The organism is Microbacterium sp. J1-1 (assembly GCF_024498615.1).
Classification (GTDB): domain Bacteria; phylum Actinomycetota; class Actinomycetes; order Actinomycetales; family Microbacteriaceae; genus Microbacterium; species Microbacterium aurugineum.
Genome location: NZ_CP089590.1, coordinates 1978468 through 2003633, shown reverse-complemented (window position 1 = coordinate 2003633; position 25166 = coordinate 1978468). Strand labels below are relative to the sequence as shown.

22 protein-coding genes, 1 tRNA gene and 1 other RNA gene are annotated in these 25166 nt (G+C 67.8%); 15 read left to right on the top strand and 9 right to left on the bottom strand.

What is annotated here, in order from left to right; all coding sequences use genetic code 11:
• Positions 1 to 25: 25 nt before the first annotated feature.
• The 6 genes from LRQ07_RS09500 to aceE form a co-directional block, all read right to left on the bottom strand.
• Positions 26 to 1264, bottom strand: coding sequence for a beta-ketoacyl-[acyl-carrier-protein] synthase family protein (locus tag LRQ07_RS09500; protein WP_256534444.1), 1239 nt, complete (start codon positions 1262 to 1264; stop codon positions 26 to 28).
• 97 nt (positions 1265 to 1361) lie between these two features.
• On the bottom strand, positions 1362 to 1610 hold the full coding sequence (locus tag LRQ07_RS09495; RefSeq protein WP_017202249.1) for an acyl carrier protein: 249 nt from the start codon (positions 1608 to 1610) through the stop codon (positions 1362 to 1364).
• A gap of 68 nt (positions 1611 to 1678) precedes the next feature.
• Entirely contained in the window at positions 1679 to 2680 is a 1002-nt protein-coding gene (locus LRQ07_RS09490; protein ID WP_232761760.1) for a beta-ketoacyl-ACP synthase III, read from the bottom strand.
• Positions 2677 to 3597 carry an ACP S-malonyltransferase gene (locus LRQ07_RS09485; protein WP_256534442.1) on the bottom strand — a complete coding sequence of 307 codons (921 nt, stop codon included), beginning with the start codon at positions 3595 to 3597 and terminating at the stop codon, positions 2677 to 2679. The genes LRQ07_RS09490 and LRQ07_RS09485 overlap by 4 nt, the downstream gene beginning before the upstream one ends.
• Positions 3598 to 3696: 99 nt before the next feature.
• On the bottom strand, positions 3697 to 4893 hold the full coding sequence (locus LRQ07_RS09480; RefSeq protein WP_248540510.1) for a PucR family transcriptional regulator: 1197 nt from the start codon (positions 4891 to 4893) through the stop codon (positions 3697 to 3699).
• A 31-nt stretch (positions 4894 to 4924) separates the two neighbouring features.
• Positions 4925 to 7651, bottom strand: a complete 2727-nt coding sequence (gene aceE / locus LRQ07_RS09475) for a pyruvate dehydrogenase (acetyl-transferring), homodimeric type (protein ID WP_047520066.1) — start codon at positions 7649 to 7651, stop codon at positions 4925 to 4927.
• Positions 7652 to 7804: 153 nt separating this feature from the next.
• Between aceE and LRQ07_RS09470 the strand changes: the two genes are divergently transcribed.
• The 5 genes from LRQ07_RS09470 (at position 7805) to LRQ07_RS09450 (ending at position 11213) form a co-directional block, all read left to right on the top strand.
• A tRNA-Val gene (locus tag LRQ07_RS09470) sits at positions 7805 to 7877 on the top strand.
• Between the two features lie 32 nt (positions 7878 to 7909).
• Complete coding sequence (locus LRQ07_RS09465; protein WP_256534441.1) at positions 7910 to 8599, top strand: potassium channel family protein; 690 nt, start codon at positions 7910 to 7912, stop codon at positions 8597 to 8599.
• A 74-nt stretch (positions 8600 to 8673) separates the two neighbouring features.
• Positions 8674 to 9231, top strand: coding sequence for a dihydrofolate reductase family protein (locus LRQ07_RS09460; protein WP_256534440.1), 558 nt, complete (start codon positions 8674 to 8676; stop codon positions 9229 to 9231).
• 83 nt (positions 9232 to 9314) lie between these two features.
• Positions 9315 to 10202 carry a TIGR01777 family oxidoreductase gene (locus LRQ07_RS09455; protein WP_256534439.1) on the top strand — a complete coding sequence of 296 codons (888 nt, stop codon included), beginning with the start codon at positions 9315 to 9317 and terminating at the stop codon, positions 10200 to 10202.
• Between the two features lie 57 nt (positions 10203 to 10259).
• A complete protein-coding gene (locus tag LRQ07_RS09450) occupies positions 10260 to 11213 on the top strand; it encodes an L-lactate dehydrogenase (RefSeq protein ID WP_232761765.1) in 954 nt (317 codons plus the stop codon).
• A 37-nt stretch (positions 11214 to 11250) separates the two neighbouring features.
• Here the strand turns inward: LRQ07_RS09450 and LRQ07_RS09445 are convergent, their stop codons facing one another.
• Positions 11251 to 12015: an SDR family oxidoreductase gene (locus LRQ07_RS09445; protein WP_256534438.1), complete on the bottom strand. Its 765-nt coding sequence runs from the start codon at positions 12013 to 12015 to the stop codon at positions 11251 to 11253.
• Positions 12016 to 12115: 100 nt separating this feature from the next.
• Here LRQ07_RS09445 and LRQ07_RS09440 point away from each other — a divergent pair, with 100 nt between their 5' ends.
• Positions 12116 to 12952 carry a helix-turn-helix transcriptional regulator gene (locus LRQ07_RS09440; protein ID WP_256534437.1) on the top strand — a complete coding sequence of 279 codons (837 nt, stop codon included), beginning with the start codon at positions 12116 to 12118 and terminating at the stop codon, positions 12950 to 12952.
• A gap of 12 nt (positions 12953 to 12964) precedes the next feature.
• Here the strand turns inward: LRQ07_RS09440 and LRQ07_RS09435 are convergent, their stop codons facing one another.
• Positions 12965 to 13813 (bottom strand): aldo/keto reductase, encoded by an 849-nt coding sequence (locus LRQ07_RS09435; protein ID WP_256534436.1) that lies wholly within the window; start codon positions 13811 to 13813, stop codon positions 12965 to 12967.
• A gap of 42 nt (positions 13814 to 13855) precedes the next feature.
• Here LRQ07_RS09435 and LRQ07_RS09430 point away from each other — a divergent pair, with 42 nt between their 5' ends.
• The 5 genes from LRQ07_RS09430 (at position 13856) to LRQ07_RS09410 (ending at position 18760) form a co-directional block, all read left to right on the top strand.
• A complete protein-coding gene (locus LRQ07_RS09430) occupies positions 13856 to 14278 on the top strand; it encodes a YchJ family protein (protein WP_256534435.1) in 423 nt (140 codons plus the stop codon).
• A gap of 36 nt (positions 14279 to 14314) precedes the next feature.
• Positions 14315 to 15049 carry a zinc ribbon domain-containing protein gene (locus LRQ07_RS09425; protein WP_047520074.1) on the top strand — a complete coding sequence of 245 codons (735 nt, stop codon included), beginning with the start codon at positions 14315 to 14317 and terminating at the stop codon, positions 15047 to 15049.
• 22 nt (positions 15050 to 15071) lie between these two features.
• Positions 15072 to 16772, top strand: coding sequence for a bifunctional 3'-5' exonuclease/DNA polymerase (locus LRQ07_RS09420; RefSeq protein ID WP_256534434.1), 1701 nt, complete (start codon positions 15072 to 15074; stop codon positions 16770 to 16772).
• Positions 16773 to 16812: 40 nt separating this feature from the next.
• Positions 16813 to 17169, top strand: an RNA gene (gene rnpB / locus LRQ07_RS09415) — RNase P RNA component class A.
• A 109-nt stretch (positions 17170 to 17278) separates the two neighbouring features.
• Positions 17279 to 18760, top strand: coding sequence for an arylsulfatase (locus LRQ07_RS09410; protein WP_256534433.1), 1482 nt, complete (start codon positions 17279 to 17281; stop codon positions 18758 to 18760).
• 71 nt (positions 18761 to 18831) lie between these two features.
• On the opposite strand, the gene ppgK is transcribed toward LRQ07_RS09410, so the two are convergent.
• The gene (gene ppgK / locus LRQ07_RS09405) at positions 18832 to 19578 is read right to left on the bottom strand and encodes a polyphosphate--glucose phosphotransferase (protein WP_047520080.1); all 747 of its coding nucleotides are present in this window, start codon (positions 19576 to 19578) and stop codon (positions 18832 to 18834) included.
• A gap of 68 nt (positions 19579 to 19646) precedes the next feature.
• On the opposite strand from ppgK, the gene LRQ07_RS09400 reads away from it, so the two are divergent.
• From LRQ07_RS09400 to LRQ07_RS09385, 4 genes are read left to right on the top strand one after another with little or no spacing between them, the layout of a single operon-like run.
• Positions 19647 to 19871, top strand: coding sequence for an SPOR domain-containing protein (locus LRQ07_RS09400; protein WP_256534432.1), 225 nt, complete (start codon positions 19647 to 19649; stop codon positions 19869 to 19871).
• A 2-nt stretch (positions 19872 to 19873) separates the two neighbouring features.
• A complete protein-coding gene (glnA, locus tag LRQ07_RS09395; protein ID WP_047520084.1) occupies positions 19874 to 21211 on the top strand; it encodes a type I glutamate--ammonia ligase in 1338 nt (445 codons plus the stop codon).
• 7 nt (positions 21212 to 21218) lie between these two features.
• Positions 21219 to 24194, top strand: a complete 2976-nt coding sequence (locus LRQ07_RS09390; RefSeq protein ID WP_256534431.1) for a bifunctional [glutamine synthetase] adenylyltransferase/[glutamine synthetase]-adenylyl-L-tyrosine phosphorylase — start codon at positions 21219 to 21221, stop codon at positions 24192 to 24194.
• A 50-nt stretch (positions 24195 to 24244) separates the two neighbouring features.
• Entirely contained in the window at positions 24245 to 25165 is a 921-nt protein-coding gene (locus tag LRQ07_RS09385) for a diacylglycerol/lipid kinase family protein (RefSeq protein ID WP_256534430.1), read from the top strand.
• Position 25166 lies beyond the last annotated feature (1 nt).

Sequence of the window (25166 nt, the reverse complement as noted above, 5' to 3'; positions counted from 1 at the left end):
GAAGGCCTCTCGCAGCACGGTGGTGTCAGTCGGCGCTGGCGACCACGAGGACCGCGTTGTGTCCGCCGAAGCCGAACGAGTTGCTGATGGCGATCTGCGGACCCTCGCCGAGCGCCGTGGGTGCGCCCGAGAGGCGGAACGGCACGGCGGGGTCCGGCTCGGTCATGTTGATCGTCGGGGGTGCGACACGGTCGCGGAGGGCGAGGATCGAGAAGATGGCCTCCAGTGCGCCGGTGCCGCCAAGCAGGTGTCCCGTGGAGGCCTTCGTGGCGGAGACGGGGATCTCATCGATCCGGTCTCCGAAGACCTTCTTGAGCGCGACGTACTCGTTGGGGTCGCCGACCGGAGTGGACGTCGCGTGCGCGTTGATGTGCGTGACCTGATCAGCGGTGATGCCGGCCTCTTCGAGCGCCTGCGTGACGGCACGGGCCGCGCCGTTGCCCTCGGGGTCGTTGCCGGTGATGTGGTACGCGTCGGCGGTGACTCCGCCACCCAGAACGTAGCCGTAGATCTTGGCGCCGCGAGCCTTGGCGTGCTCTTCGGTCTCGAGGATCAGCGCGGCGGCGCCCTCGCCCATGACGAAGCCGTCACGGTCGATCGCGCCGGGGCGGGAAGCGTGGGCCGGGTCGTCGTTCCGACGCGACAGCGCCTGCGCCGAAGCGAAGGAAGCCATCGTGATCGGGTGGATCGCGGACTCGGTACCGCCGGCGATCACGACGTCGGCGAGACCGTCCTGCAGATGGTGGTACGCGTGGATGATCGATTCGGTGCTCGAGGCGCACGCGCTGACGACGGTCTGCGCGTAGGCGCGAGCCTCGAACTGCAGGGAGAGGTTGCCGGCGGCCGCATTGGGCATGAGCATCGGGACCGTGAGCGGCATGACCCGACGGGGGCCCTTCTCGCGCAGCGTGTCCCAGGCGTCGAGGAGAGTCCAGAGTCCGCCGATGCCGGTGGCGAAGTCGATACCGAGGCGCTCGGGGGCGACCTCGGGGGTGCCCGCATCCGACCACGCCTCACGTGCTGCGATCAGGGCGAACTGCGAGGACGGGTCGAGGCGCTTCGCCTCATGGCGGGGGAGAACCTCTTCCGGGCGCACGATCGCCTCGGCGGCGAAGGTGACCGGCAGCTCGTACTGCTGGACCCAGTCGTGTTCGAGCGTGCGGGTGCCGGACATACCGGCCAGCAGGTTCGTCCAGTTCTCCGGAGCCGTTCCGCCGATGGCGGAGGTGGCGCCGATGCCGGTGACGACGATGCGCTTGGTCATGGGGTGTGGTTCCTTGTCGAAACGTAGTCGAACGGGTGAGAGGGCAAGGCGGAGGATGCCACTCCCCGCGAGGTGCGGGGGTGGCATCCTGCCGGGATTACTCCTGGCCCGCGACGATGAAGTTGACGGCGTCGCCGACGGTCTTGAGGTTCTTGACCTCGTCGTCGGGGATCGTGACACCGAACTTCTCTTCGGCGTTGACGACGATCGTCATCATCGAGATGGAGTCGATGTCGAGGTCGTCGGTGAACGACTTCTCCAGGGCGACCTCGGAGGCGTTGATGCCGGTCTCGTCGGTGATGAGCTCTGCGAGGCCCGCGAGGACCTCATCGTTGGTGAAAGCCATGTGGTCTTCCTCTTTCTTACGGGTTGTATTCGGAACCGTGGAACAGTCTAGAGAAGGTCAGCGCATTCTCAGGGAAGGACGACGACCTGCGCGGCGAACACCAGTCCTGCTCCGAACCCGATCTGCAGGGCGAGCCCGCCCGAGAGCTCGGGGTGCTCGGCCATCAGCCGGTGGCTCGCGAGCGGGATCGACGCGGCCGAGGTGTTGCCCGTGGTCTCGATGTCGCGGGCGATCACCGTCGACTCGGGGAGCTTCAGCTGCTTGGCGAACTCGTCGATGATGCGCATGTTGGCCTGGTGCGGGATGAACGCGGCGATATCGGTGGGCTCCACACCCGCCTTGTCGAGTGCCTCTCGGGCGACCTTGGCCATCTCCCACACCGCCCAGCGGAAGACGGTCTGCCCTTCCTGACGGAGTGTCGGCCAGGGCGCGACACCGTCGCGGAAGTCCGTGAGCGTGGCGTTCATGCCCACGGCATCGGCCTTCGAGCCGTCGGAACCCCAGACGGCAGGTGCGATCCCCGGCGTGTCGCTCGGACCGAGGAGCGCGGCGCCCGCACCATCGCCGAGGAGGAAGGAGATGCTGCGATCGGTTGGGTCGACGACGTCGGACAGCTTCTCGGTGCCGATCACCAGGGCGTAGCGCGCGGCGCCGGCCTTGATCAGTGCATCGGCCTGGGCGATCGCGTAGGCGTAGCCGGCGCAGGCGGCATTGATGTCGTACGCCGCGGCGGGGTTCGCGCCCACGCGGTCGGCGACGATGGCCGAGACGGAAGGGGTCTGCTTCGGGTTGCTGATGGTCGCGACGATGACCAGGTCGACCTGATCGGCCGGCACGCCCGACTTCTCGATGGCTTCGGATGCGGCCGCCGCGGCGAGGTCGATCGCATCGGTGTTCTTGTCGGCGCGGACGCGGGTGATGATGCCGGTGCGCTGGCGGATCCACTCGTCGCTGGAGTCGATCGGGCCGATCAGATCTTCGTTCGGCACGGCGTTCTCGCCGCGGGCAGCGCCGTAGGAGTAGATACGCGTGTATGCCGGTCCGGTCACCTGGGCGAGGGTGGCGCTCATGCGGCTTCTCCGTTCAGCAGCGCGACGGCTGCATCGAGGTCTTCGGGGGTCTTCACGGCGACAGTCGGTACGCCTCGGAGGCCGCGCTTGGCGAGGCCGACCAGCGCCCCGGCGGGCGCGAGCTCGATGACACCGGTGACGCCGGCGTCTGCGAAGGATGTCATGCAGAGATCCCAGCGCACCGGCGACGAGACCTGGTCGACCAGGAAGCTCAGCGCCTGAGTACCATCCGTGACGGCAGAACCATCACGGTTGGTCCAGAGCGTGATGTCGGGGTTCGCGGGGGTGACGTCGGCGACCGCGTCACGGAGGACGGAGACCGCGGAGGCCATGTACCGGGTATGGAACGCGCCGGCGACCTGCAGCGGAACCACGCGGGTTCCCTTGAGCGGTTCCTCGCCGAGAGCGGCGAGAGCCGGAAGCGCGCCGGCGACCACGATCTGGCCGCCGCCGTTGTAGTTCGCGGGGGAGAGGTGGAGTTCGGCGAGTCGCGCCAGGAGGGCTTCTTCATCGCCGCCGAGCACAGCGCTCATGCCCGTCTGCTCCTGCGCTGCGGCGTCGGCCATCGCGCGGCCCCGGATGCCGACGAGGCGCATCCCGGTGTCGGCGTCGATGACGTTGCTGCCGACGAGAGCGGCGATCTCACCGACGGAGTGTCCGGCGATGCCGTCGGCGCGTCGGCCCGCTCGCTGGACCAGTGCGTCACCGGCGATCAACGAAGCCGCGACGATCAGCGGCTGCGCGATACGCGTGTCGCGGATCGTGTCGGCGTCGGACACCGTGCCGTGTTCGCGAAGATCGACCTCCGCGGCGTCCGAGTACGCGGCGAGGCGTTCGGCCACTCCGTCGAGCTCGAGCCAAGGAGCGAGGAAACCGGGGGTCTGCGAGCCCTGACCAGGGCATACGACGACAATCACCCACCCAGTCTGCCAACGATTGCGGCAGAGCGGTGGATGATCCATCACAAGATTCCGAAAAACCCTTGTGTGTGGCGTACAGAACGGCGGCGGACGGGCTCAGCGCTGCGGGCGTCGCAGCGGCGCCCTCTTGCGCACCTGCTCGGCGGCGCCGATGGATCCGAGGATGAGGGCGGTCTGCAGGATGAGCGCCTCGCGGGGCCCCGTGGCGTCCCAACCGATGACTTCGCTCACGCGCTTGAGGCGATAGCGCACGGTGTTGGGGTGCACGAAGAGCTCGCGCGCCGTCGCCTCGAGGGAGCGTCCGTTGTCGAGGTAGCTCCAGAGCGTGGTGACCAGATCGGTCGAATGCGCCTGCAGGGGACGGAAGATCCGCTCGATCAGGGTCTGCTTCGCGAGCGGATCTCCGGCGAGCGCCCGCTCAGGCAGCAGATCATCGGCTTCGACGGGGCGCGGAGCACCGCGCCAGGCACGCGCGACCGCGAACCCGGCGAGGGCGGCCCGAGCGCTCTGGCTCGCATCGACGAGTGCGGCCACGGGCGGTCCGAGGACGACGTAACCCGGTCCGAACGACGGCTCGAGGCGGGAGGCGATCTCCTGGAACCCGAGTTCCTCCTCCTCGCTCTCCTGACCGTCCACGCGTGCGCGTCCGAGGACGAGTACGAGACGCGATCCCTGCACGCCGATGAGGACATCGACGGCGAGCTTCCTGGCGGTTCGGCGGACCAGGTCCACGTCGAACTGCGGCGGTGTCGTACCGACGAGGACAGCGACCTCGCCGTGACCGTGCCACCCGAGCGCCGCGATGCGGCTCGGAAGCTCTTCGTCGGCCTCACCGGTGAGGATCGAGTCGACGACGAGGGCCTCGAGACGTGCGTCCCAGAGCCCTCGGGCCTCCGCGGCCCTGGCGTACACGTCGGCCGCAGCGAAGGCGACATCGCGGGAGTAGAGCAGGATCGCCTCGCGCAGGTCGTTCCCGCGCCCGGCGACGCGCTCCTCGGTGACTTCCACCGTCACGCGGATGAGTTGCAGCGTCTGCTGGAGGCTGACGCTGCGCAGCAGCTCCCGGGGAGCGGCGGCGAAGATGTCGGCCGCGATCCACGGGGTGGAGGTCGGATCCTCGTACCACTGGATGAACGACGTGATGCCCGCCTGGGCCACCAGCCCGACCGCGGAGCGGCGGGCTGGTGGCATGTCGGCGTACCACGGAAGGGTGTCCTCCAGGCGCTTGATCGTCACCGAGGCGATGTCACCGGAGATCCGGCGCAGCCAGGTGAGCGTCGCGGCCTTGTCCATGCCGGAAGGAGAGGATCCTGTCACCGAGGGCTCAGCTTTCGCCGCCCGCGTTGCCGCTGGTTCCCGCGTTCACATCGTGCAGGCTGTACTTCTGGATCGCCTGTGCCGCGAGCGAACGGTCGACCGTACCCTCTTCGGCGAGCGACTGCAGCGTCCGGACGACGATGGATGGTCCGTCGATCTTGAAGAACCGTCGTGCGGCGGCACGGGTGTCGGAGAAACCGAAGCCGTCGGCGCCGAGCGTGGCGAAGCGGTTCGGAACCCACGGGCGGATCTGATCCTGCACGGCGTGCATGAAGTCGCTCACGGCGACGACCGGACCCTCGGCACCCTGCAGCTTCTCGGTGAGGTACGCGGTGCGCGGCTCGGCCTCGGGGTGCAGGAAGTTGTGCTCGTCGGCGGCGAGGCCGTCACGACGCAGCTCGGTCCAGGAGGTGACCGACCAGACATCGGCGATCACACCCCAGTCGTTCTTCAGGAGCTCCTGCGCCTCGAGCGCCCACGGCAGGCCGACGCCCGACGCGAAGAGCTGGGCGCGGGGGCCGTCGCCCTCGCCGACCGACACGCGGTGGATGCCTCGCACGATGCCGTCCACGTCCACGTTCTCCGGCTCGGCCGGCTGCACGAGGGGCTCGTTGTAGAGCGTGATGTAGTACATCACGTTCGGGTCCTCGTGCTCGCCGCCGTACATGCGGTCGATGCCTGATCGCACGATGTGCGCGATCTCGTAGCCGTAGGCCGGGTCGTACGAGAGCGTCGCCGGGTTGGTGGCGGCCAGGAGGTGCGAGTGACCGTCGGCGTGCTGCAGTCCTTCACCCGTGAGGGTGGTGCGACCCGCCGTCGCGCCCATGATGAACCCACGGGCCATCTGGTCGCCCGCCGCCCACTGGGCGTCGCCCGTGCGCTGGAAGCCGAACATCGAGTAGAAGATGTAGATCGGGATGAGCGGCTCGCCGTGGGTGGCGTAGGAGGTTCCCGCAGCCGTGAATGCCGCGACCGCGCCCGCTTCGTTGATACCGACGTGCACGATCTGCCCCTGCGGGCTCTCCTTGTAGGCGAGGAGCAGCTCGCGGTCGACCGAGGTGTAGTGCTGGCCGTTCGGGTTGTAGATCTTCGCGGTCGGGAAGTACGCGTCCATACCGAACGTGCGTGCCTCGTCGGGGATGATCGGCACGATGCGGTGGCCGAAGTCCTTCGTGCGGAGGAGATCCTTCAGCAGACGGACGAAAGCCATGGTCGTGGCGATCTCCTGGGTGCCGGAGCCCTTCTTGGGAAGCGCGTACGCGGCGTCGTCCGGCAGCGAGAGACCCACATGGGTCGACCGGCGCTCGGGGAGGAATCCGCCGAGAGCCTGACGGCGCTCGAGCATGTATTGGATCGTCTCGTCCTGGGGCCCCGGGTTGTAGTAGGGCGGCAGGTAGGGGTTCTCCTCGAGCTGCGCGTCCGTGATCGGGATGTGCATCGCGTCGCGGAACGTCTTGAGGTTGTCCAGCGTCATCTTCTTCATCTGGTGGGTCGCGTTGCGGCCCTCGAAGTGCGGACCGAGGCCGTAGCCCTTGACGGTCTTCGCGAGGATGACGGTGGGCTTGCCCTTGTGCTCGGTCGCGGCCTTGAACGCGGCGTAGACCTTGCGGTAGTCGTGGCCTCCGCGCTTCAGGTTCCAGATGTCGTCGTCGGAGTAGTCCTTGACGAGGGCGGCGGCACGCTCATCGCGACCGAAGAAGTGCTCGCGGATGTACGCGCCGGACTCGGCCTTGTAGGTCTGGTAGTCGCCGTCGGGGGTGACGTTCATCAGGTTGAGCAGCGCACCCTCGGTGTCGCGGGCGAGCAGATCGTCCCACTCGCGGCCCCAGACGACCTTGATGACGTTCCAGCCCGCGCCGCGGAAGAACGACTCGAGTTCCTGGACGATCTTGCCGTTGCCGCGCACCGGACCGTCGAGACGCTGCAGGTTGCAGTTCACGACGAAGGTCAGGTTGTCGAGCCCCTCGTTCGCTGCCACCTGGAGCTGACCGCGGCTCTCGACCTCGTCCATCTCACCGTCGCCGAGGAACGCCCAGACGTGCGACTGGGAGGTGTCCTTGATGCCGCGATTCTCGAGGTACTTGTTCGACATCGCCTGGTAGATCGCATTGATGGGGCCGAGGCCCATCGACACGGTCGGGAACTGCCAGTACTCCGGCATCAGACGCGGATGCGGGTAGGAGGGGATGCCGTACGGCGCGTGCGACTTCTCCTGACGGAAACCGTCGAGCTGGTCCTCGCTCAGCCGTCCCTCGAGGAACGACCGTGCGTAGGTGCCGGGGGAGGCGTGACCCTGGATGAAGATCTGGTCGGCCCCGCCGGGGTTGTCAGCGCCCTTGAAGAAGTGGTTGAAGCCGACCTCGTAGAGAGCGGCCGACGAGGCATACGTCGAGATGTGACCGCCGACGCCGATGCCGGGGCGCTGTGCGCGGTGCACCGTGATCGCAGCGTTCCAGCGGATCCAGGCCCGATAGCGGCGCTCGACCTCTTCGTCACCCGGGAACTCGGGCTCGTTCTCCGGGGCGATCGTGTTGATGTAGTCCGTCGTCGGGACCATCGGCACGCCCAGGTGCAGTTCCTTGGAACGCTTGAGCAGGCTGAGCATGATCTCGCGGCCGCGGCCGTGGCCCTTGGCATCCACCAGCTCATCGAGGGACTGCTGCCACTCGCCGGTCTCCTCCGGATCGCTGTCGAGGGGGCCCTGGGAGTACGGATCCTGGTCGTGCACGGTCACGGGGGAACCTTTCGTCAAGCTGGCAGGTCATGCCAAGGAAACGGGAAGCGACACGGGCAGCCTTGTCAGCTGTGCACAACGCGCGCCGGATTCAGCCTATCCCTCTTCCACGACGCGGGTGCGCATCGGCCTCCCGATAGACTGACGACACCAGGGCCTTTAGCTCAGCTGGTAGAGCGCCACGTTTACACCGTGGATGTCGTCGGTTCGATCCCGGCAGGGCCCACCTCGCGCGAGACGCTCGTGTTAGATGGGCGCATGGATTCGTCACGTTCGTCCTTCGATCGCTGGGATCGCTTCGCGCGCGTGCCGCTCGTGTTCGCCGGGATCATTTTCATCGTCGGCTTCTCGATGGTCGTCATCGCTCCCGACCTGCCACCGCCGGTGCGTGCGGCCGCAGGCAACGCGACGATCCTGACGTGGTTCGTGTTCGCTGTGGACTATGTCGTGCGCGTCTGCCTCACTCGGAAGGGCACGAGATGGCGTTACGTGGTGCGACACCCCATGGAGCTCCTCGCGGTCCTGCTTCCGGTGTTCCGGGCCGTGCGCGTGGTCGACCTCGCTCGTCAACTGCCGTTCTTCCATGCCCGCACCGGCAGCGTGGTGAGGACCGAGCTGATCATCTACTCCGCCGCGTACGCGGTGACCTTCGTGTACTTCCTCGCTCTCTCGACGCTGAGCGTGGAGCGGTCCGCGCCGGGTGCGACCATCGACAGCTTCGGCGATGCCGTGTGGTGGGCGTTCGTGACCCTGACGACGGTCGGCTACGGCGACATGTACCCCGTGACCGTCGCGGGGCGGTTCTTCGCCGTGCTCCTGATGCTGGGCGGCATCGTCATCATCGGCATCACATCGGGAACCGTGGTCTCCTACATCACCGACCGCGTGCGCGAGTACGCCTTGAGCTCGTCGTCGAGCGACAAGGCGGACCCCGACCGGAGCGAGTGAGCCCACTCCCAGCGATGCCCACCGCACGCCTGCGGACTCTGGCGGTCACGCGGCCACAGATCTAGGCTCCCGGCATGGGACTCCTGACCTTCAGCATCAACGTCACCCTCGACGGCTGCATCGATCACGAAGTGGGCATCGCCGACGACGAGACACACGCCTATTACACCCGTCTCCTCGAAGAATCCGGCGCGATGCTCTGGGGGCGCACCACCTACGAGATGATGGAGGATGCGTGGCCCGCCGTCGCGCGCGGAGAGACGGATGCCCCGCCGGCGCTGCGCGACTGGGCTATCGCCCTGGAAGCCACACCCAAGTACGTGGTCTCCGCCACACGCCAGGACTTCCCGTGGACGAACAGCCACCGGATCCACGGCGATCTGCGCACCGGAGTGCAGAGACTCAAGGACGAGACGCGCGACGGGGTCCTCCTGGGAAGCGGCATGCTCGCGACCGAACTCGACCGGTTGGACCTGATCGACGAGTACCGGTTCCTGGTGCATCCGCGGATCGCGGGCCACGGTCCCACTCTGTACGAGCGGGGGCTCCCCGCCACTCGACGCCTGGCGCTGGTCTCGTCGACACCGTTCCGTAGCGGTGCGATAGCCCTGCACTACCGTCGCGCCGACTGACCTCGGCTAGGGGCATCGCAGGGACGGCGCGTACGCTGGTGAACCATACGATTCGACGACCGACGGACAGGAAGCTGCAGCACATGGCGCGACGCATCGTCGTGAGTGGGGCCTCGGGCCTGATCGGTTCAGCCCTCGTCTCCTCCCTGCGCGCCGACGGGATCGACGTCACCGTTCTGGTCCGTCGTGCGCCGCGCGGAGCCGGCGAGGCGCAATGGGCACCGGGGGAGCGTCCGCTCGATCCGGACCTGCTCGCCGGCGCGGAAGCTGTCGTCGCTCTCGGCGGCGCCAGCGTCGGCCGTCTGCCCTGGACGCGTCGCTACCGCGCGGAACTCGTCGATTCGCGCTTGCAGACGACCCGCACCATGACGACCGCCCTGCGCGCTCTGCGCTCGGACGCGCCGGCACTGGTCTCGGCGTCCGCGGTCGGCTACTACGGGTCCGCTCCCGGGGAGGTCCTCACGGAGGAGTCCGCAGCCGGTGAGACCTTTCTCGCCGATCTGACCGTGCGCTGGGAGGCCGAGGCTCGACGCGCCGAGGACCACACCAGGGTCGCGCTACTCCGCACCGCCCCCGTGATCCATCGTCGCGGAGTGCTCAAGCCGCTCATCCAGCTGACCCGCTTCGGCGTCTCCGGTCCTCTCGGACGCGGAACACAGATCTGGCCCTGGATCTCGCTCGACGATGAGGTGCGGGGGATCCGGCACGTCCTGGACACGAAGATCGCCGGACCCGTCAACCTCACGGGGCCGACCCCCGCGTCTGCGAACGACATCGGCCGGGAGCTCGCTGCGCGCATGCACAGACCGTTCTGGCTCCCCGCGCCGGCCTGGGCTCTGCGCCTCGCCCTCGGCGACGCAGCGGACTCGCTGCTCCTTCCTGACGCCGATGTGCGGCCGCGGGTTCTGGAGCGCGGGGGCTTCGAGTTCGCTCATCCGACGGTCGCTCAGGCGGTCGCCGCCGCGCTGTGAGCATTTCCGACGGCTTCCCCCTGCCGGAGAGGCGCACTGCACTGCGAGACTGAGCGCATGGAGATCATCGAGAACTCGAAGCTCACGGTCGTCGGCGCGGGAAGCGTGGGATCCAGCGTCGCCTATGCCGCACTGATCCGCGGATCTGCGCGTCATGTCGCGCTCTACGACATCGCCACGGAGAAGGTCGAAGCCGAGGTCCTCGACCTCGCGCACGGAACGCAGTTCACGGGTTCGAGCGACATCGTCGGTGGCAGCGACATCTCGGTGGCCGCGGGTTCGCACGTCGTCGTGATCACGGCGGGAGCCAAGCAGAAGCCGGGCCAGACCCGGATCGAGCTCGCGGAGGTCAACGCGGGGATCATCCGCCGCATGATGCCCGAACTGCTCGAGGTCGCACCGAACGCGGTGTACGTGATCGTCACCAACCCGTGCGACGTGCTCACCGTGATCGCTCACGAGGAGACCGGACTCCCGCCGGAGCGGATCTTCGCGTCCGGTACGGTGCTCGACACCTCGCGGTTGCGCTGGAAACTCGCCGAGCGTGCGGGCGTGTCGACCGCCAGCGTCCACGCCCATATCGTCGGCGAGCACGGTGACACGGAGTTCCCGTTGTGGTCTCGGGCGACCATCGGCACTGTGCCGATCCTCGAGTGGGAGACGCCGGGACACCCTCGTTTCACGCTCGAGGAGTTGCAGGAGATCGCCGTCGACGTGCGCGATGCGGCCTACAAGGTCATCCTCGGCAAGGGGGCGACGAATTACGCCATCGGCCTGTCGAGTGCGCGGATCGTCGAGGCCATCCTCCACGATGAGCACGCGGTGATGCCCGTGAGCACGGTATTGCGCGACTTCCACGGTGTCGACGGAGTCGCGCTGTCGGTGCCTTCGATCGTCAGTGCGACGGGCGCTGTCCCGATCCGCAACACGTCGTTCTCCGACCACGAGCTCGCGCTGCTGCGGCAGTCCGCCGACGCGTTGACGGCGGCAGCGGCGTCTCTGCGTCCGTGAGCGGGGTGCCGGTGCGCGACCGGCACCCCGCGTCGGCTCAGCGCCCGTGCGGGTCGGTGGCGTTCAGCGCGGCGACGACCCGGTCGTAGTCACCGCGGACCTCTCCGTAGCGGAGGAATTTCACGCGTTCCACCTGGATCTCGGTAGCGTTCGGCCGCGACTCGATCAGCTCCATCACTTCGTCGATGAACTCGTTGAGCGGCATAGCCGACTCGTTCTCCTCATGTCCGGGCATGAGAGGCGTGCGCACGGCCGGCGGTTCCAGCTCGAGCACCGACACACTGCTCCCTTCGAGCTGCAGGCGCAGGGATTCGCTGAGCATATGGATCGCGGCCTTGCTGGCGTTGTGGCTCGGCGTCGCGCGGAGCGGGGCGAAGGCGAGGCCGGACGAGACCGTCATGATCGTCGCTTCCGGCTGCGCACGCAGATGCTCGACGAAAGCGGCGATCAGCCGGATCGGCCCGAGGATGTTCGTCTCGACCGTCTCCTCGGCGGTGGAGAGGAATCCGGTGGGCGTGGTCCAGTCCTCGGCTCGCATGACACCGGCCATCGTGATCAGCACGTTCAGGGCGGGGTGCTCTGCGAGGACAGTTCGGGAGGCCGCATGGATGCTGTCGGCGTCGGTCGTGTCGATCCGCACCGTGTGGATACCGGGGTGCTCGCCGGCGATGGCTGTGAGCCGGTCTTCGCGGCGTCCTCCCACGATCACGGTGTTGCCGCGGGCATGCAGACGCACGGCGAGGGCGAGGCCGATGCCGCTCGTCGCGCCCGGGATGAAGATGGTGTTTCCGCTGATGTTCATACGATCAGCCTCGGCGTCTCGGAACCGTCCCTCCAGAGAGCGGTCATCCAGGGATCACCGGTCCCTGGAACCTGCGCGGACGTCGGGGGATACTTCAGTGGTGGATCGTGATGCACTGGCCGAGTTCCTGCTCCGGCGACGTGAGGCACTGCGGCCTGCCGACGTGGGACTTCCGTCCGGACCTCGACGCCGGACCTCCGGGTTGCGCCGAGAAGAGGTGGCACAGCTGGCGACCATGTCGACGGACTACTACACGCGCCTGGAGCAGCGGCGGGGACCCCAGCCCAGCGTGCAGATCCTCTCCTCCCTGGCACGTGCTCTGCGCCTGACCGAAGACGAGCGCGACTACCTCTTCCGGCTCTGCGGACACAGTGCCCCGGACCGCGCCCCCCTCACCGAGTACGTGCGTCCCGGCATCCTCCGCGTGCTCGACCGGCTGCACGACACCCCGGCATTCGTCGTCTCGCTGCTCGATGAAGTTCTCGTGCAGAACGATGCCTCCCGCGCTCTCGTGGGCGATTCGACCGCACTCACCGGGCTCGACCGGAGCGGCATCTACCGCTGGTTCGCCCATCCCGACGTCGAGCGGCGGCGGTATCGCGAGGTCGATCACCCGCGACAGGCTCGTGCCCTCGTCGGCGCTCTGCGCGCTGCACACGGGGTGATGGGTCCCCGGTCGCGGGCGGGGGAGATCGTCGAGGCGCTGTCAGCCCGGAGCCCGGAATTCGTGGAGCTGTGGGAGGCGCACGTGGTGAGCCGACGGTTCGAGCAGCACAAGGTGATGGTGCACCCGGAGCTGGGGGAGATCGAGGTCGACTGCCAGGCGCTGTTCAGTGAGGACGAATCGCAGGCGCTGATCGTCCTCACCGCCGCACCCGGGAGCGAATCGGCGGGCAAGCTCGAGTTCCTTCGCGTGCTCGGCACGCAGCGCGTCTGACGCGATACCGGGTCAGGACTCCTCGTGCGTCCGGGGATCCGCGTCGAACAGTCGTCCGTCCGGGCGTCCGAGCGCGGTGATGGCCGTGACCTCGCCTTCGTCGAGCACGACTTCTGCGGCGGCGAGGTTCGCGACCTGGTGCTCCAGCGTCGAGGCCTTCGGAATCGACACGGTCCCTCGTGCCACGTGCCAGGCGAGCACGGTCTGCGCGGGAGAGATCGCGTGCGCCGCGGCGACCTCGCGGATCACCGCCTCGTCGAGCAGCGCCTTCGCGCGACCGAGGGGGCTCCAGGCTTCCGTGAGGATGCCCTTCTCCCGGTGGTACGCGAGTTGCTCCTCCTGGGGGAAGTAGGGGTGCACCTCGATCTGGTTGACGACCGGACGGACACCGGTCTCGGCTTCGATGCGCTCCACATGTTCAGGGAGGAAGTTCGAGACGCCGATCTGCCGCACGACGCCACGGGACTGTGCATCGACCAGAGCGGCCCACGCCTGGACGTACTCGTCCTGGCTGGGGTTCGGCCAGTGGATGAGGTGCAGATCCGTCACGTCGAGTCCCAGACGCGAGCGGCTCTCCTCGATGCTGTCGCGCGCTCTCTCGGACGGGTGGTGGCGGCCGGGGAGCTTCGTCGTGACGACGATCTCCGAGCGATCCACCTCTGCGGCGGCGACCCCTCGTCCGACCGAGCCCTCATTCTCGTAGTTGAAAGCCGTGTCGATGAGGCGGTAGCCCGCCCCGATGCCCCCGGCGACGGCATCCGCTCCGCGATCGCCGTTCAGTCGATAGGTGCCGAGGCCGATGGCCGGAAGGGCGAAGCCGTTGTGCGCGGTGAACGAGGGGACGACGGGTCGAGTGGTCACGATTCTCCTTCTGGGCGTTTCTCCCGAGCGTACGCTGGAGGGATGACAAAGGACGCGGACACGGCGCTGGATGACGCTTCGGCTGTCGAGTCGTCGCGGTGCCCATGCTCCTCCGGGGACGTGTTCGGGCGGTGCTGCGCACCGTTGCTGCGAGGCGCACCGGCCCCGACCGCGGAGCGTCTCATGCGCTCCCGCTACACCGCGTTCCGCCTCGGCGATGCCGCGCATCTGTTGCGGACCTGGCACCCGACGACGAAGCCCCAGGCCATCGAGTTCGACCCGGAGCTGCGCTGGCGGCGTCTGATCGTCCTGGATCGCGGGGCGGGTGGTCCGTTCGATCGGGAGGGGGTCGTGGAGTTCGAGGCCTTCTGGCGCCAGGGTGCGGAGCGCGGTTCCTTGCACGAGCGCAGCCGCTTCGTGCGCGAGGACCGACAGTGGCTCTACGTCGACGGAGATGTCCGCTGATGGGCGGATGTCGCTGTAGCGACTAGATTTGAGAGCGTGAACGCCAGCCCCGAGAACCAGCGCACCCTGCTCGACATCGCCGACCTGGATCGGCGCATCGCGCAGGCAGAGCGTGCACGAACGAAGCCGAGTCAGGCGGGCCGGATCACCGAACTCGTCGCCATCCGTCAGGAGCAGCTCCGTGAGCTGACCGCTCTCACCGGTGCCCGCGATGACGTTCGCACCGAACTGACACGGCTCGAATCCGACGTCGCGGTCGTCGCGGCGCGTCGGAACCGCGACGCCGAGCGCCTCGCCACGGCCACGAACCCAAAGGACGCACAGGCCCTCGAACACGAACTGGCGAGCCTCGCCAAGCGGCAGAGCGATCTCGAAGACGCGCAGCTCGATGTGATGGGACGACTCGAAGAGGCGGAGGCCTCCGTCGCAGCGCAGCAGGCGCTGCTGGAGACGACCACGGCGGAAGGCACGTCGCTCACGGCCCAGGCGAAGGCCGACGTCGCGGCGGCGACCGATCTGGGGAGTCAGCTCGCCCGCGACCGTGCGGCTGTCGCCGAGAGCGTGCCGCCGCAGTTGCTCGCCGAGTACTCGCGCCGCGCAGCGAACAGTGCGGGCGCGGCGTTGCTCACCCGGGGAACCTGTGAAGGCTGCCGCATCCTGCTACCCAGCACCGACCTGAACGACATCCGTCGTGCGGCGGACGACCTCGTCGTGTCGTGCCCCGAGTGCGGCTGCATCCTGGTTCGTACCGAGGAGTCCGGGCTCGCATGAGCGGCGCCCGCACGCACCGCTCATGACGGTGCCGGCGTCGGGCGTCGAACGGCGGATCGCGCTGATCTCGGTGGGGCCGCAGGACCACGTCGCCATCGAGCTCGATGCCGACGACGAAGAGCAGAACCGCACGCCACTGCGCTCAGACGATCTCGCGACGTGGGTGCAGTCCATCGAGGCCGCCGACGCTCCGCGATGGATCATGCGTTCGGCCGTGGAGACGTACGCGCTTCTCCTCGCCGACGGGGTACGGATCTCGCGCAGTCATGATCTGGTGCTCTGTCACGCGATCCTCCGGGACACGTCCTCGGTCGAGACTCCGCTGCCATCCTCCCCGGAATGGGAGCGTCGCGAGCCCACCGTGGCGGTGCCCTCGCTGTTCGATGTGTTCGACGATGAGCGAGGCGACGATCCGATCGCCTCGACGCTCGATCAATATCGTGCGCAACGTCGGGTGATCGCTGCCGCGCCGGACGGACGCCTCACTCTGCTGTGTGCCGCGGAGTCGGCGGGCGGTCTCATCGCGGAGGAGATGCGGGTCGCGGGCCTGCCCTGGGATGAGGACGTGCACGATGCGATCCTGACCGAGACCCTGGGCACCCGTCCCGTCGCCGGAGGCGTGCCGAGCCGGATGGTCGAGCTCGGTGATCGCGTGCGAGACCTCTTGGGGGACGCATCCCTTCACCTCGACAGCCAGCAGAAGCTGCTCCGTGCGTTGCACCGCGTGGGGGTGCAGGTCGAGTCCACGAGCCGGTGGGAGCTCGCTGAACACGATCATCCGGTCGTCGAACCGCTGCTCGCGTACAAGAAGTTGTCCCGGCTCCTGAGCGCCAATGGCTGGGCCTGGCTCGCCGAGTGGGTGCATGACGGGCGGTTCCGTCCGGTGTACATCCCCGGGGGCGTGGTCACCGGACGATGGGCGTCGGCCGGCGGGGGAGCGCTGCAGCTGCCTCGCAGCCTTCGTCCTGCGGTTCGGGCCGATCCCGGATGGACTCTCGTCGTCGCCGACGTGGCGCAGCTGGAGCCCCGCATGCTCGCCGCGATGGCTTCGGACGAGGCGATGGCGCTCGCGGCGCGGGGGAGTGACCTCTACGCCGGCGTCGTCGACTCCGGTGCGGTCGCGACGCGGGAGGAGGCGAAGTACGCGGTGCTGGGAGCGATGTACGGCGCCACGACGGGAGACAGCGGACGGCTGGTGCCGCGCCTGCGCAAGGTGTACCCGCGCGCGATGGCGTTGGTCGACGCAGCGGCACGCACCGGCGAGGACGGAGGAATCGTGTCCACGTGGCTCGGCCGTTCGTCGCCGCGGCCGTCGACGGAGTGGATGCGTCTGCAGTCGGATGCGACGGGGGCCGATGCCGAGCCGGCGGTGGTGGCGCTCGCCCGACGCAGGGCACGCGATTGGGGACGGTTCACGCGCAACTTCGTGGTGCAGGGAACCGCTGCGGAATGGTCGCTCATCTGGCTCGCCGAGATTCGCCATCGCCTGCAGCTGATCCCGGAGGTCTTCACGGCGGCCGCGGCCTCGGGTCCGTTCGCCCGGGTCCCGCACCTCGCCTTCTTCCTGCACGACGAGGTGATCCTGCACGTCCCGCAGGAGCATGCGGATGCCGCGGCAGAGGCGGTCCGGGAAGCCGCATCCGTCGCCACCACCCGCCTCTTCGGCTCATTCCCGATCGATGTGCCCCTCGATCTGCGCATCGCCGAGTCCGCCGAGAAGTAGCGGGAGCGTGCGCGGGGAGAAAGTAGACTGGGTATGCGAATGGGTCGACTGGACGGTCGCGTTGCGGGGAACCGCACCGAGGAACGTCCGGGCTCCACAGGGCAGGGCGGTGGGTAACACCCACCCGGAGTAATCCGCGAGAAAGTGCCACAGAGAGTAGACCGCCCCGCAAGGGGTAAGGGTGAAAGGGTGGTGTAAGAGACCACCGGGGGCCATGGTGACATGGCCCGCCAGGTAAACCTCGTCCGGAGCAAGGTCAGACAGAGGATGTGGACGCGGCCCGCCGAGTCCTCGGGTAGACCGCTAGAGTGCCACGGCAACGTGTCGCCGAGAGAGATGACCGTCGAAGGGGCGAAGAACCCCGGAACAGAACCCGGCGTACAGGTCGGCCCATTCGCACCGCTTGTACCGATCGTCTCCTCCCGAAAGGGTGAGCGGCGGTTCCCGCACGAGGAGCCGCTTGCTACGTTCGCCTCCATCACGCACGAAACGACGGAGGAGAGCTCATGGCGAAGAAGCCCAACATCATTCTTTTCATGTCCGATGACGTCGGGTGGGGCGACCTCGGATGCTACGGAGGCGGCGAGAACCGCGGTGCTCCGACGCCGAACCTCGACCGACTCGCCGCAGAGGGACTGCAGTTCATGTCCTTCTACGGACAGCCGAGCTGCACGCCCGGACGCGCTGCCGCTCTGACGGGCCGCCTCCCGATCCGCAGCGGGATGACGACGGTCGCGTTCCCCGGAGACGGGGGAGGGCTGCCGGCCCCGGAGTGGACGTTGGCGAGCGTGCTGAAGAAGGCCGACTACGCCACGTGCCACATCGGGAAATGGCACCTGGGTGAAGCGGACTACGCGATGCCCACAGCCCACGGCTTCGACGAGATGTACAACACGACTCTCTATCACCTGAACGCGTACACCTACACCGACAAGGCGTTCAACCCCGACTTCCCGTTCGACGACGAGGCGACCATGAAGATGTGGGGCAACGTCATCGGAGCGCTCGACGGGAAGGCTGGTGAGGAGCCGACCGAGGTGGAGAAGCTGAGTTCCGAGAACATCCCGTTCATCGACGAGAAGTCGACGGATCGCGCGATCGACTACATCGAAGCCCATGCGAATGCCGATGAGCCGTTCTTCCTCTACCTGAACACCGCCAAGCTGCACCAGCCCAACCTCCCGCACCCGGACTTCGAGGGGGCCTCGCTGGGCAAGTCGAAGTTCCTCGACTCACTCGTCGAGCTCGATCACCGGGTGGGGGCCGTCATCGACAAGATCCGCGAACTCGGGATCGCCGAAGACACCCTCGTCGTGTGGACCACCGACAACGGTGCCTGGCAGGACGTGTATCCGGACTGCGGGTACACGCCGTACCGCGGGACCAAGGGCACGGACTACGAGGGCGGCAGTCGGGTCCCCGCGATCGCCTGGTGGCCCGGAACCATCGAAGCCGGTCGTCGCAACTCGGAGATCGTCGGATCGCTCGACCTGATGGCGACGTTCGCGAGTCTAGCGGGAGTGGACCTCCCCACGGAGGATCGCGAGGGGGAGCCGACGATCTTCGACAGCTACGACCAATCGGCGCTTCTGAAGGGCGAGGGCGGCTCCACGCGAGACCACTGGCTCTACATGACGGAGACCGAGATGATCCCCGGAGCCGTGCGTGTCGGTAAGTGGAAGGCGATCTGGAATGTCCGGGATCAGTGGCGCGGGCCTTCGTCCTACACGGCGATCGTGCCCGAGCTCTTCGATCTCTGGCAGGATCCGCAAGAGCGGTACGACATCTTCATGACGAGTTTCGCGGAGAAGACGTGGCAGGCACCGCAGATGGCAGCGCGACTGCTGAGCGTTCTTCCCAGTTATCAGAAGTATCCGAACCGACCTCTCCAGTCGGCCGGGATCAGCTACGCGATGTTCGATGTCGAGGATGCGCAGGTGCAGCAGCAGATCCAGAAGATGCTCCACGGCCTGACATCCAGCGCCTGAGGGCGCGCGGGACGGATGAAGGCTCCGGCGACCGCGTCGTCGGAGCCTTCACTGTGTCTGGAGGGACGGGATCAGTCGCCGGCCAGAGACGCCGCACCGATGATGCCCGAGTTGTTCCGGTGGATCGCCGGGACGATCGGCGTCTTCAGGTCGAGCAGCGGGAGGAAGTCGCCGGCGTTCTTCGACACGCCACCGCCGACCACGAACAGGTCGGGGCTGAACAGGAACTCGATATGCGAGTAGAACGCCTGGAGACGCTCCGCCCACTCGGCCCAGGTGAGGCCTTCGCGTTCGCGCGCCGACGTCGCGGCGTAGGTCTCGACCGACTCGTACTCGCGGAAGTTGAGGTGTCCGAGCTCGGTGTTCGGCAACAGGATGCCGTCGTAGAGGAAAGCGGAACCGATGCCTGTTCCGAGCGTCGTGAGCAGGGTGAAGCCACGCACATCCCTGGCCGCGCCGTGGCGGGCTTCGGCGACGCCGGCGGCGTCCGCGTCGTTCACGAACACGATGTTGCGGCCGAGTCCGTCGCGGAAGAACCGCTCCGCGTCGAAGTCGATCCATTCCTTGGACACGTTGGCGGCGGAGAGCGTCTTGCCCCGCTTCACGATCGCCGGGAACGCCACACCGAGCGGAAGCGTGGACTCATGCACGTCGAGGGTCTTCAGGACCGTCTGCACGGCCACGAGCACGTCCTGCGGTGATGCGCCCGCCGGAGTGGGGACCCGCACCCGATCGGATGCCATGACACCGTGCTCGAGGTCGACGATTCCCGCTTTGATTCCCGTGCCGCCGATGTCGACGCCGATCGCTTTTGCCATGGGGGATAGCTTAGCGACCGCCGTGCACGCCAGTAGGATCGATGACATCACGTGAAGAAGGGGCAGCCATGACTGACGGTGACCACAAGTACTGGTACAACTCGGAGACCGGCGAGGTCGAGTTCGGGATGATCTCGCCCTCCATCGATCGCATCGGTCCGTTCGACACGGAAGCGGAAGCCCGCCGCGCGCCCGAGGTGCTCCGCGAGCGTTCCCGCGCCTGGGCGGAGGAAGAGGCCGTCGAGCAGGGCTGGGACGTCAAGGGCGACACAAAGGGCCAGGGCGCGGAGTAGCAATGGACAAGCAGAGGGACTTCGTCCTGCGGACGATCGAAGAGCGCGGCGTCAAGTTCGTGCGCCTGTGGTTCACGGACGTCATCGGCACGCTCAAGTCGGTGGCGATCGCCCCGGCCGAGGTCGAGGGCGCGTTCGCGGAGGGGATCGGCTTCGACGGCTCCGCCATCGAAGGACTGACCCGTACGCAGGAGTCCGACCTGCTGGCCCAGCCTGATCCGACCACGTTCCAGACGCTGCCGTGGCGCGGCGAGATCGATCCGACGGCGCGCATGTTCTGCGACCTGACGACGCCCGACGGTCAGCCGGCCGTCGCTGACCCGCGGCATGTGCTCAAGCGCACGCTCGCGAAGGCTGCGGACGCGGGCTTCACCTTCTACACGCACCCCGAGATCGAGTTCTACCTGCTCAAGTCGTCGTCGTTCGGGCCCGAGGGACCCGTCCCCGTGGACTCGGCCGGCTACTTCGACAACGTCCCCGGTGGCACGGCACACGACTTCCGCCGCCGTTCGGTGCGCATGCTGGAAGACCTCGGCATCTCCGTCGAGTTCAGCCACCACGAGGGCGGTCCCGGACAGAACGAGATCGACCTGCGTTACGCCGATGCGCTGACGACGGCCGACAACGTGATGACCTTCCGCACCGTGATCAAGGAGGTGGCGATCGAGCAGGGCGTCTACGCGACGTTCATGCCGAAGCCGCTCAGCGGGCAGCCGGGGAGTGGGATGCACACCCACATGTCGCTCTTCGAAGGCGACCAGAACGCCTTCTACGAAGAGGGCGCCAAGTACCAGCTCTCCAAGACCGGGCGCCACTTCATCGCGGGCCTGCTGAAGCACGCCAACGAGATCTCCGCGGTCACGAACCAGTTCGTCAACTCGTACAAGCGGCTCTGGGGCGGCGACGAGGCCCCGAGCTTCATCACCTGGGGACACAACAACCGCTCCGCGCTCGTGCGGGTGCCCATGTACAAGCCGAACAAGGGGCAGTCGTCTCGAGTCGAGTACCGTGCGCTCGATTCCGCGGCGAACCCGTACCTCGCCTACGCGCTCATGCTCGCTGCCGGGCTGAAGGGCATCGAAGAGGGCTACGAGCTCCCGCCCGAGGCCGAGGACAACGTGTGGGCGCTCAGCGACGCCGAGCGACGTGCGCTGGGCTACTCGGCTCTGCCGGCGAGCCTCGACCACGCCCTCGAGTACATGGAGGAGTCGGAGCTCGTCGCCGAGACGCTCGGCGAGCAGGTCTTCAACTACGTGCTGCTCAACAAGCGCAAGGAGTGGGAGGCGTACCGGGGGCAGGTCACCCCGCTGGAGCTGAAGAACAACCTCGAGCTGCTCTGAGTCGCGCATGGTCCGTCCGGACGACTCCGTCTCGCTCTCGGCGCTGGCCCGGCTCGGCTTCGCGGAACTGAGCGAGGCCGCGGCTTCCCTCACGGAACTCGCCGAGATCCTCGACCGACCGCACGGCGTGCTGCTCGAAGCAGACGACGCCGCGGACCCCGACGCCGCCGTGCGCGGGCTCCTCCGAGTGGCGCGCCGGGATGCGGGACCCCTGCGGGCGCTGCTTGACGACGAGGTGACCCGTCGACAGGTGTGGCGCGTGTTCGGTGCGTCGGAAGGGCTGGCTGACTTCTTCCTCCGTCACCCCGAGCAGCTCTCGGTCCTCGAAGGCTCGATCAGCGGTCTGCCGACCTCGCGGGAGCTGCAAGAGCGCCTGCTCGCGTCGGTGGGCGCGCGTGACGGATTCGCGCAGACGGGTGATGACGACGCCGTGGTCGCGATCAGGGTCGCGTACCGTCGCTGCCTCGCCGCCATCGCGGCGTACGACCTCACGCACCCGTCGCCCGCGACCATCGTCGCCGAGGTGTCGGCCGCACTTGCCGATCTCGCCGGCGCCGCTCTCGAAGCGTCGCTCGCCGTCGCCAGGACACGGCTGCATGAGTCGTTGAGCACGGACGAGGTCGCCGCCACGCGCCTCGCCGTGATCGGTATGGGCAAAGCCGGTGCGAGGGAACTGAACTACGTCAGCGACGTGGACGTGATCTTCGTCGGCGGCACCAGAGACGAAGACGTCGTGAGCGAGGCGAAGGCGATGGACATCGCCACCCGGCTCGCACGCGAGACCATGCGGAATCTGAGCGGCATCGAGATCGAGCCGCCGCTGTGGGAGGTGGACGCCGCGCTCCGACCGGAGGGCAAGCAAGGAGCACTGGTCCGTTCCGTCGCCTCCCATCTGGCGTACTACGATCGCTGGGCCAAGAGCTGGGAGTTCCAGGCCCTGCTCAAAGCGCGCCCCCTCGCAGGGGACCCCGAGCTCGGTGCGGAGTACATCGCTGCCGTGCAACCGAAGATCTGGTCGAGCGCGGCCAGGCAGGACTTCGTCGAGAGCGTCCAGCGGATGCGTGAGCGGGTGATGGAGTACATCGACCCCGAAGACGTGCCCTATCAGCTCAAGCTCGGCGCCGGCGGACTCCGGGACATCGAGTTCACGGTCCAGCTGCTGCAGCTCGTCCACGGCCTCACCGACGAGACGCTGCGTACGCGCGGCACGCTCGAGAGCCTCGATGCACTGGTCGCCGGCGGATACATCGGGCGCGCGGACGCGGCCACCTTCGCCGACGACTACCGGGTGTTGCGGCTGATGGAGCACCGTCTGCAGCTGCGCGAGCTCAGCCGGACCCACCTCATGCCCCGAACCCCCGCGGGGCTGCGGGTGCTCGCTCGTGCCAGCGGATTGGCCGAGAGCGGTGGCGCGGTCTGGTCGCGGTGGGAGAGCGTGCGGCGTGAGGTGCGGGAGATCCACACACGGCTGTTCTACCGACCGCTTCTCAGCGCGGTCGCCGGACTCCCCGAAGAGGAGCGCACGCTCTCGGCTGCGCAGGCACATGACCGACTGGCGGCGATCGGGTTCCGCGACCCCGCGGGAGCCCTCCGTCACATCGGCGCTCTTACGAGCGGGCTCTCTCGCAAGGCCACCATCCAGCGTCATCTGATGCCCATCATGGTGCGCTGGTTCGCCGACGGGAGCGACCCCGACTATGCGCTCCTCGCCTTCCGGCGGATCAGCGAGCGCCTCGGCGACACCCCCTGGTTCCTCCGGATGCTGCGGGACTCCTCCGGCGCTGCCGAGAGCCTGACACGCTTGCTTTCCTCCTCGCGGTACATCGGTGAGCTGTTGGAGTGGATCCCCGAGTCTGTCGCGTGGCTGGACAGCTCCGGACGGCTGCGCCCCCGCGGAGCCGCGGCGTTGGATGAGGAGGCGCGGGCGATCCAGACGCGTCACGAGACCATCGGCGACGCCCTGCGTGCCGTGCGCGCGCTGCGTCGCCGGGAGCTCCTCCGTACGGCGATGGGGGCGGTTCTCGGAGTACTCACCATCGAAGAGGTGGCGACGGCGCTCACGGACATCACCGAGGCGACCATCCAGGCCGCCCTGCGCGCCGTGCTCCGCGAGGTGGTCCCCGCAGAGGACGAGGATCTGGACTTCGCCGTCATCGCGATGGGACGTTTCGGGGGAGCCGAGCTCGGTTTCGGTTCGGATGCCGACATCCTCTACGTGTACGACGCGAACGGCGTCGACCCGCAGCGTGCGCAGAAGCTCGCCACGCAGATCGTCGCCGGGCTCCGCGAGCACGTCACCGACCACAGGCTCCCGCTCGACCTCGATGCCGATCTCCGTCCGGAGGGGCGCAACGGTCCCGTCGTTCGATCGATCGAGGCGTACACCGAGTACTACCGTCGCTGGTCGTTGTCGTGGGAGGCGCAGGCGCTGCTGCGCGCACGAGGCGTGGCCGGGAGCACGAAGCTGATCGAGAAGTTCACCGCGCTGGCGGACACGATCCGCTATCCCGAGGCGGTCGACCTCCAGAGCACGCGCGAGATCAAGCGCATCAAGGCCAGGGTCGAGGGGGAGCGATTGCCGCAGGGCGCGGACCCCAGGCGGCATCTGAAGCTCGGCCCCGGAACGCTCAGCGACGTCGAATGGCTGGTGCAGATGCTGCAGCTCCAGCACGCTCATGCGATTCCCGGTCTGCGCACGACCTCGACGTTGGGCGCGCTCGATGCCGCCGTCGAAGCGGGGCTCGTGACCGAAGACGACGCCGAGCGGCTGCGCGAGGCGTGGCGACTGTCGAGCAGGCTCCGCTCGGCGATCACCCTCCTGACGGGCAAGACGAGCGATCTGCTTCCGGTGGATCGACGACAGCTGGATGCCATCGGTCGCCTTCTGGGCTATCCCGACCGGTCGGCGACCGAGCTCGAGGAGGACTACCTGGGTGTCACACGGCGTGCACGCAAGACCTTCGAGGACCTGTTCTACGGCTGAATCCGCGCCGCGAGTTTGCAGTATCGGGGCGCGTGTCCCAAGCTGACGATATGACTCACGCGCGCATCGGCATCGTCTGGAATCCCTCGAAGGTCGAGCAGGAGGATCTGCACGATGCGGTAGCCGGCGTCTTCGACGATTCGTATGACGTCCGTTGGTGGGAGACGACTCCGGAGGACCCCGGTCGCGGCATGGCTCGGGAGGCGCGTGCTGACGCCAGGGACCTGGTGATCGCGGTCGGTGGCGACGGCACCGTCCGCGCGGTCGCAGAGGCGCTGGCGGGCTCGGAGACGGCGCTCGGGATCGTGCCGCAGGGGACGGGCAACCTTCTCGCTCGCAACCTCGAGGTCCCGCTGAACGATGTGACCGCCGCGCTGGAACGCATCCGTGATGCCGAGGCACGTCGCATCGACCTGGGATGGGTGTCGTACGACGGAACCGAGCATGCGTTCGCCGTGATGGTCGGCTTCGGTATCGACGCGCAGATGTTGGTCGAGACCGACGACGACCTCAAGTCGAAGGCCGGATGGCTCGCCTATGTCGAAGCGATGGGCCGCGCCCTCGCCGGCACCGAGATGACCGAGATCACTCTCGCGATCGACGGGGAGAAGGCGGTCGCCCTGCGCGGGCACACCATGCTGATCGGCAACTGCGGGATGGTGCAGGGCGGGATCAGACTGCTGCCGGACGCCGTGCTCGACGACGGCAAGCTCGATGTGCTCATGGTCAGTGCAGACGGGGCGCTGCAGTGGCTCGACACCCTGCGGTCCTTCGTCTGGGACAACGGCATCCGACGTCTGTTCGGCGCCACCGACGAAGCCGTCAGCACGGATTCCACGCGCCACCTTCCCGTCGAGCGCATCGACGTCGAGTTGGCGACGCCGCTCATGTTCGAGATCGATGGCGAGGAGATGGGGGAAGTCTCCGCCTTCGAGGTGCGCGTGGAGCCCGGCGCTCTGCTCGTCCGGTAGG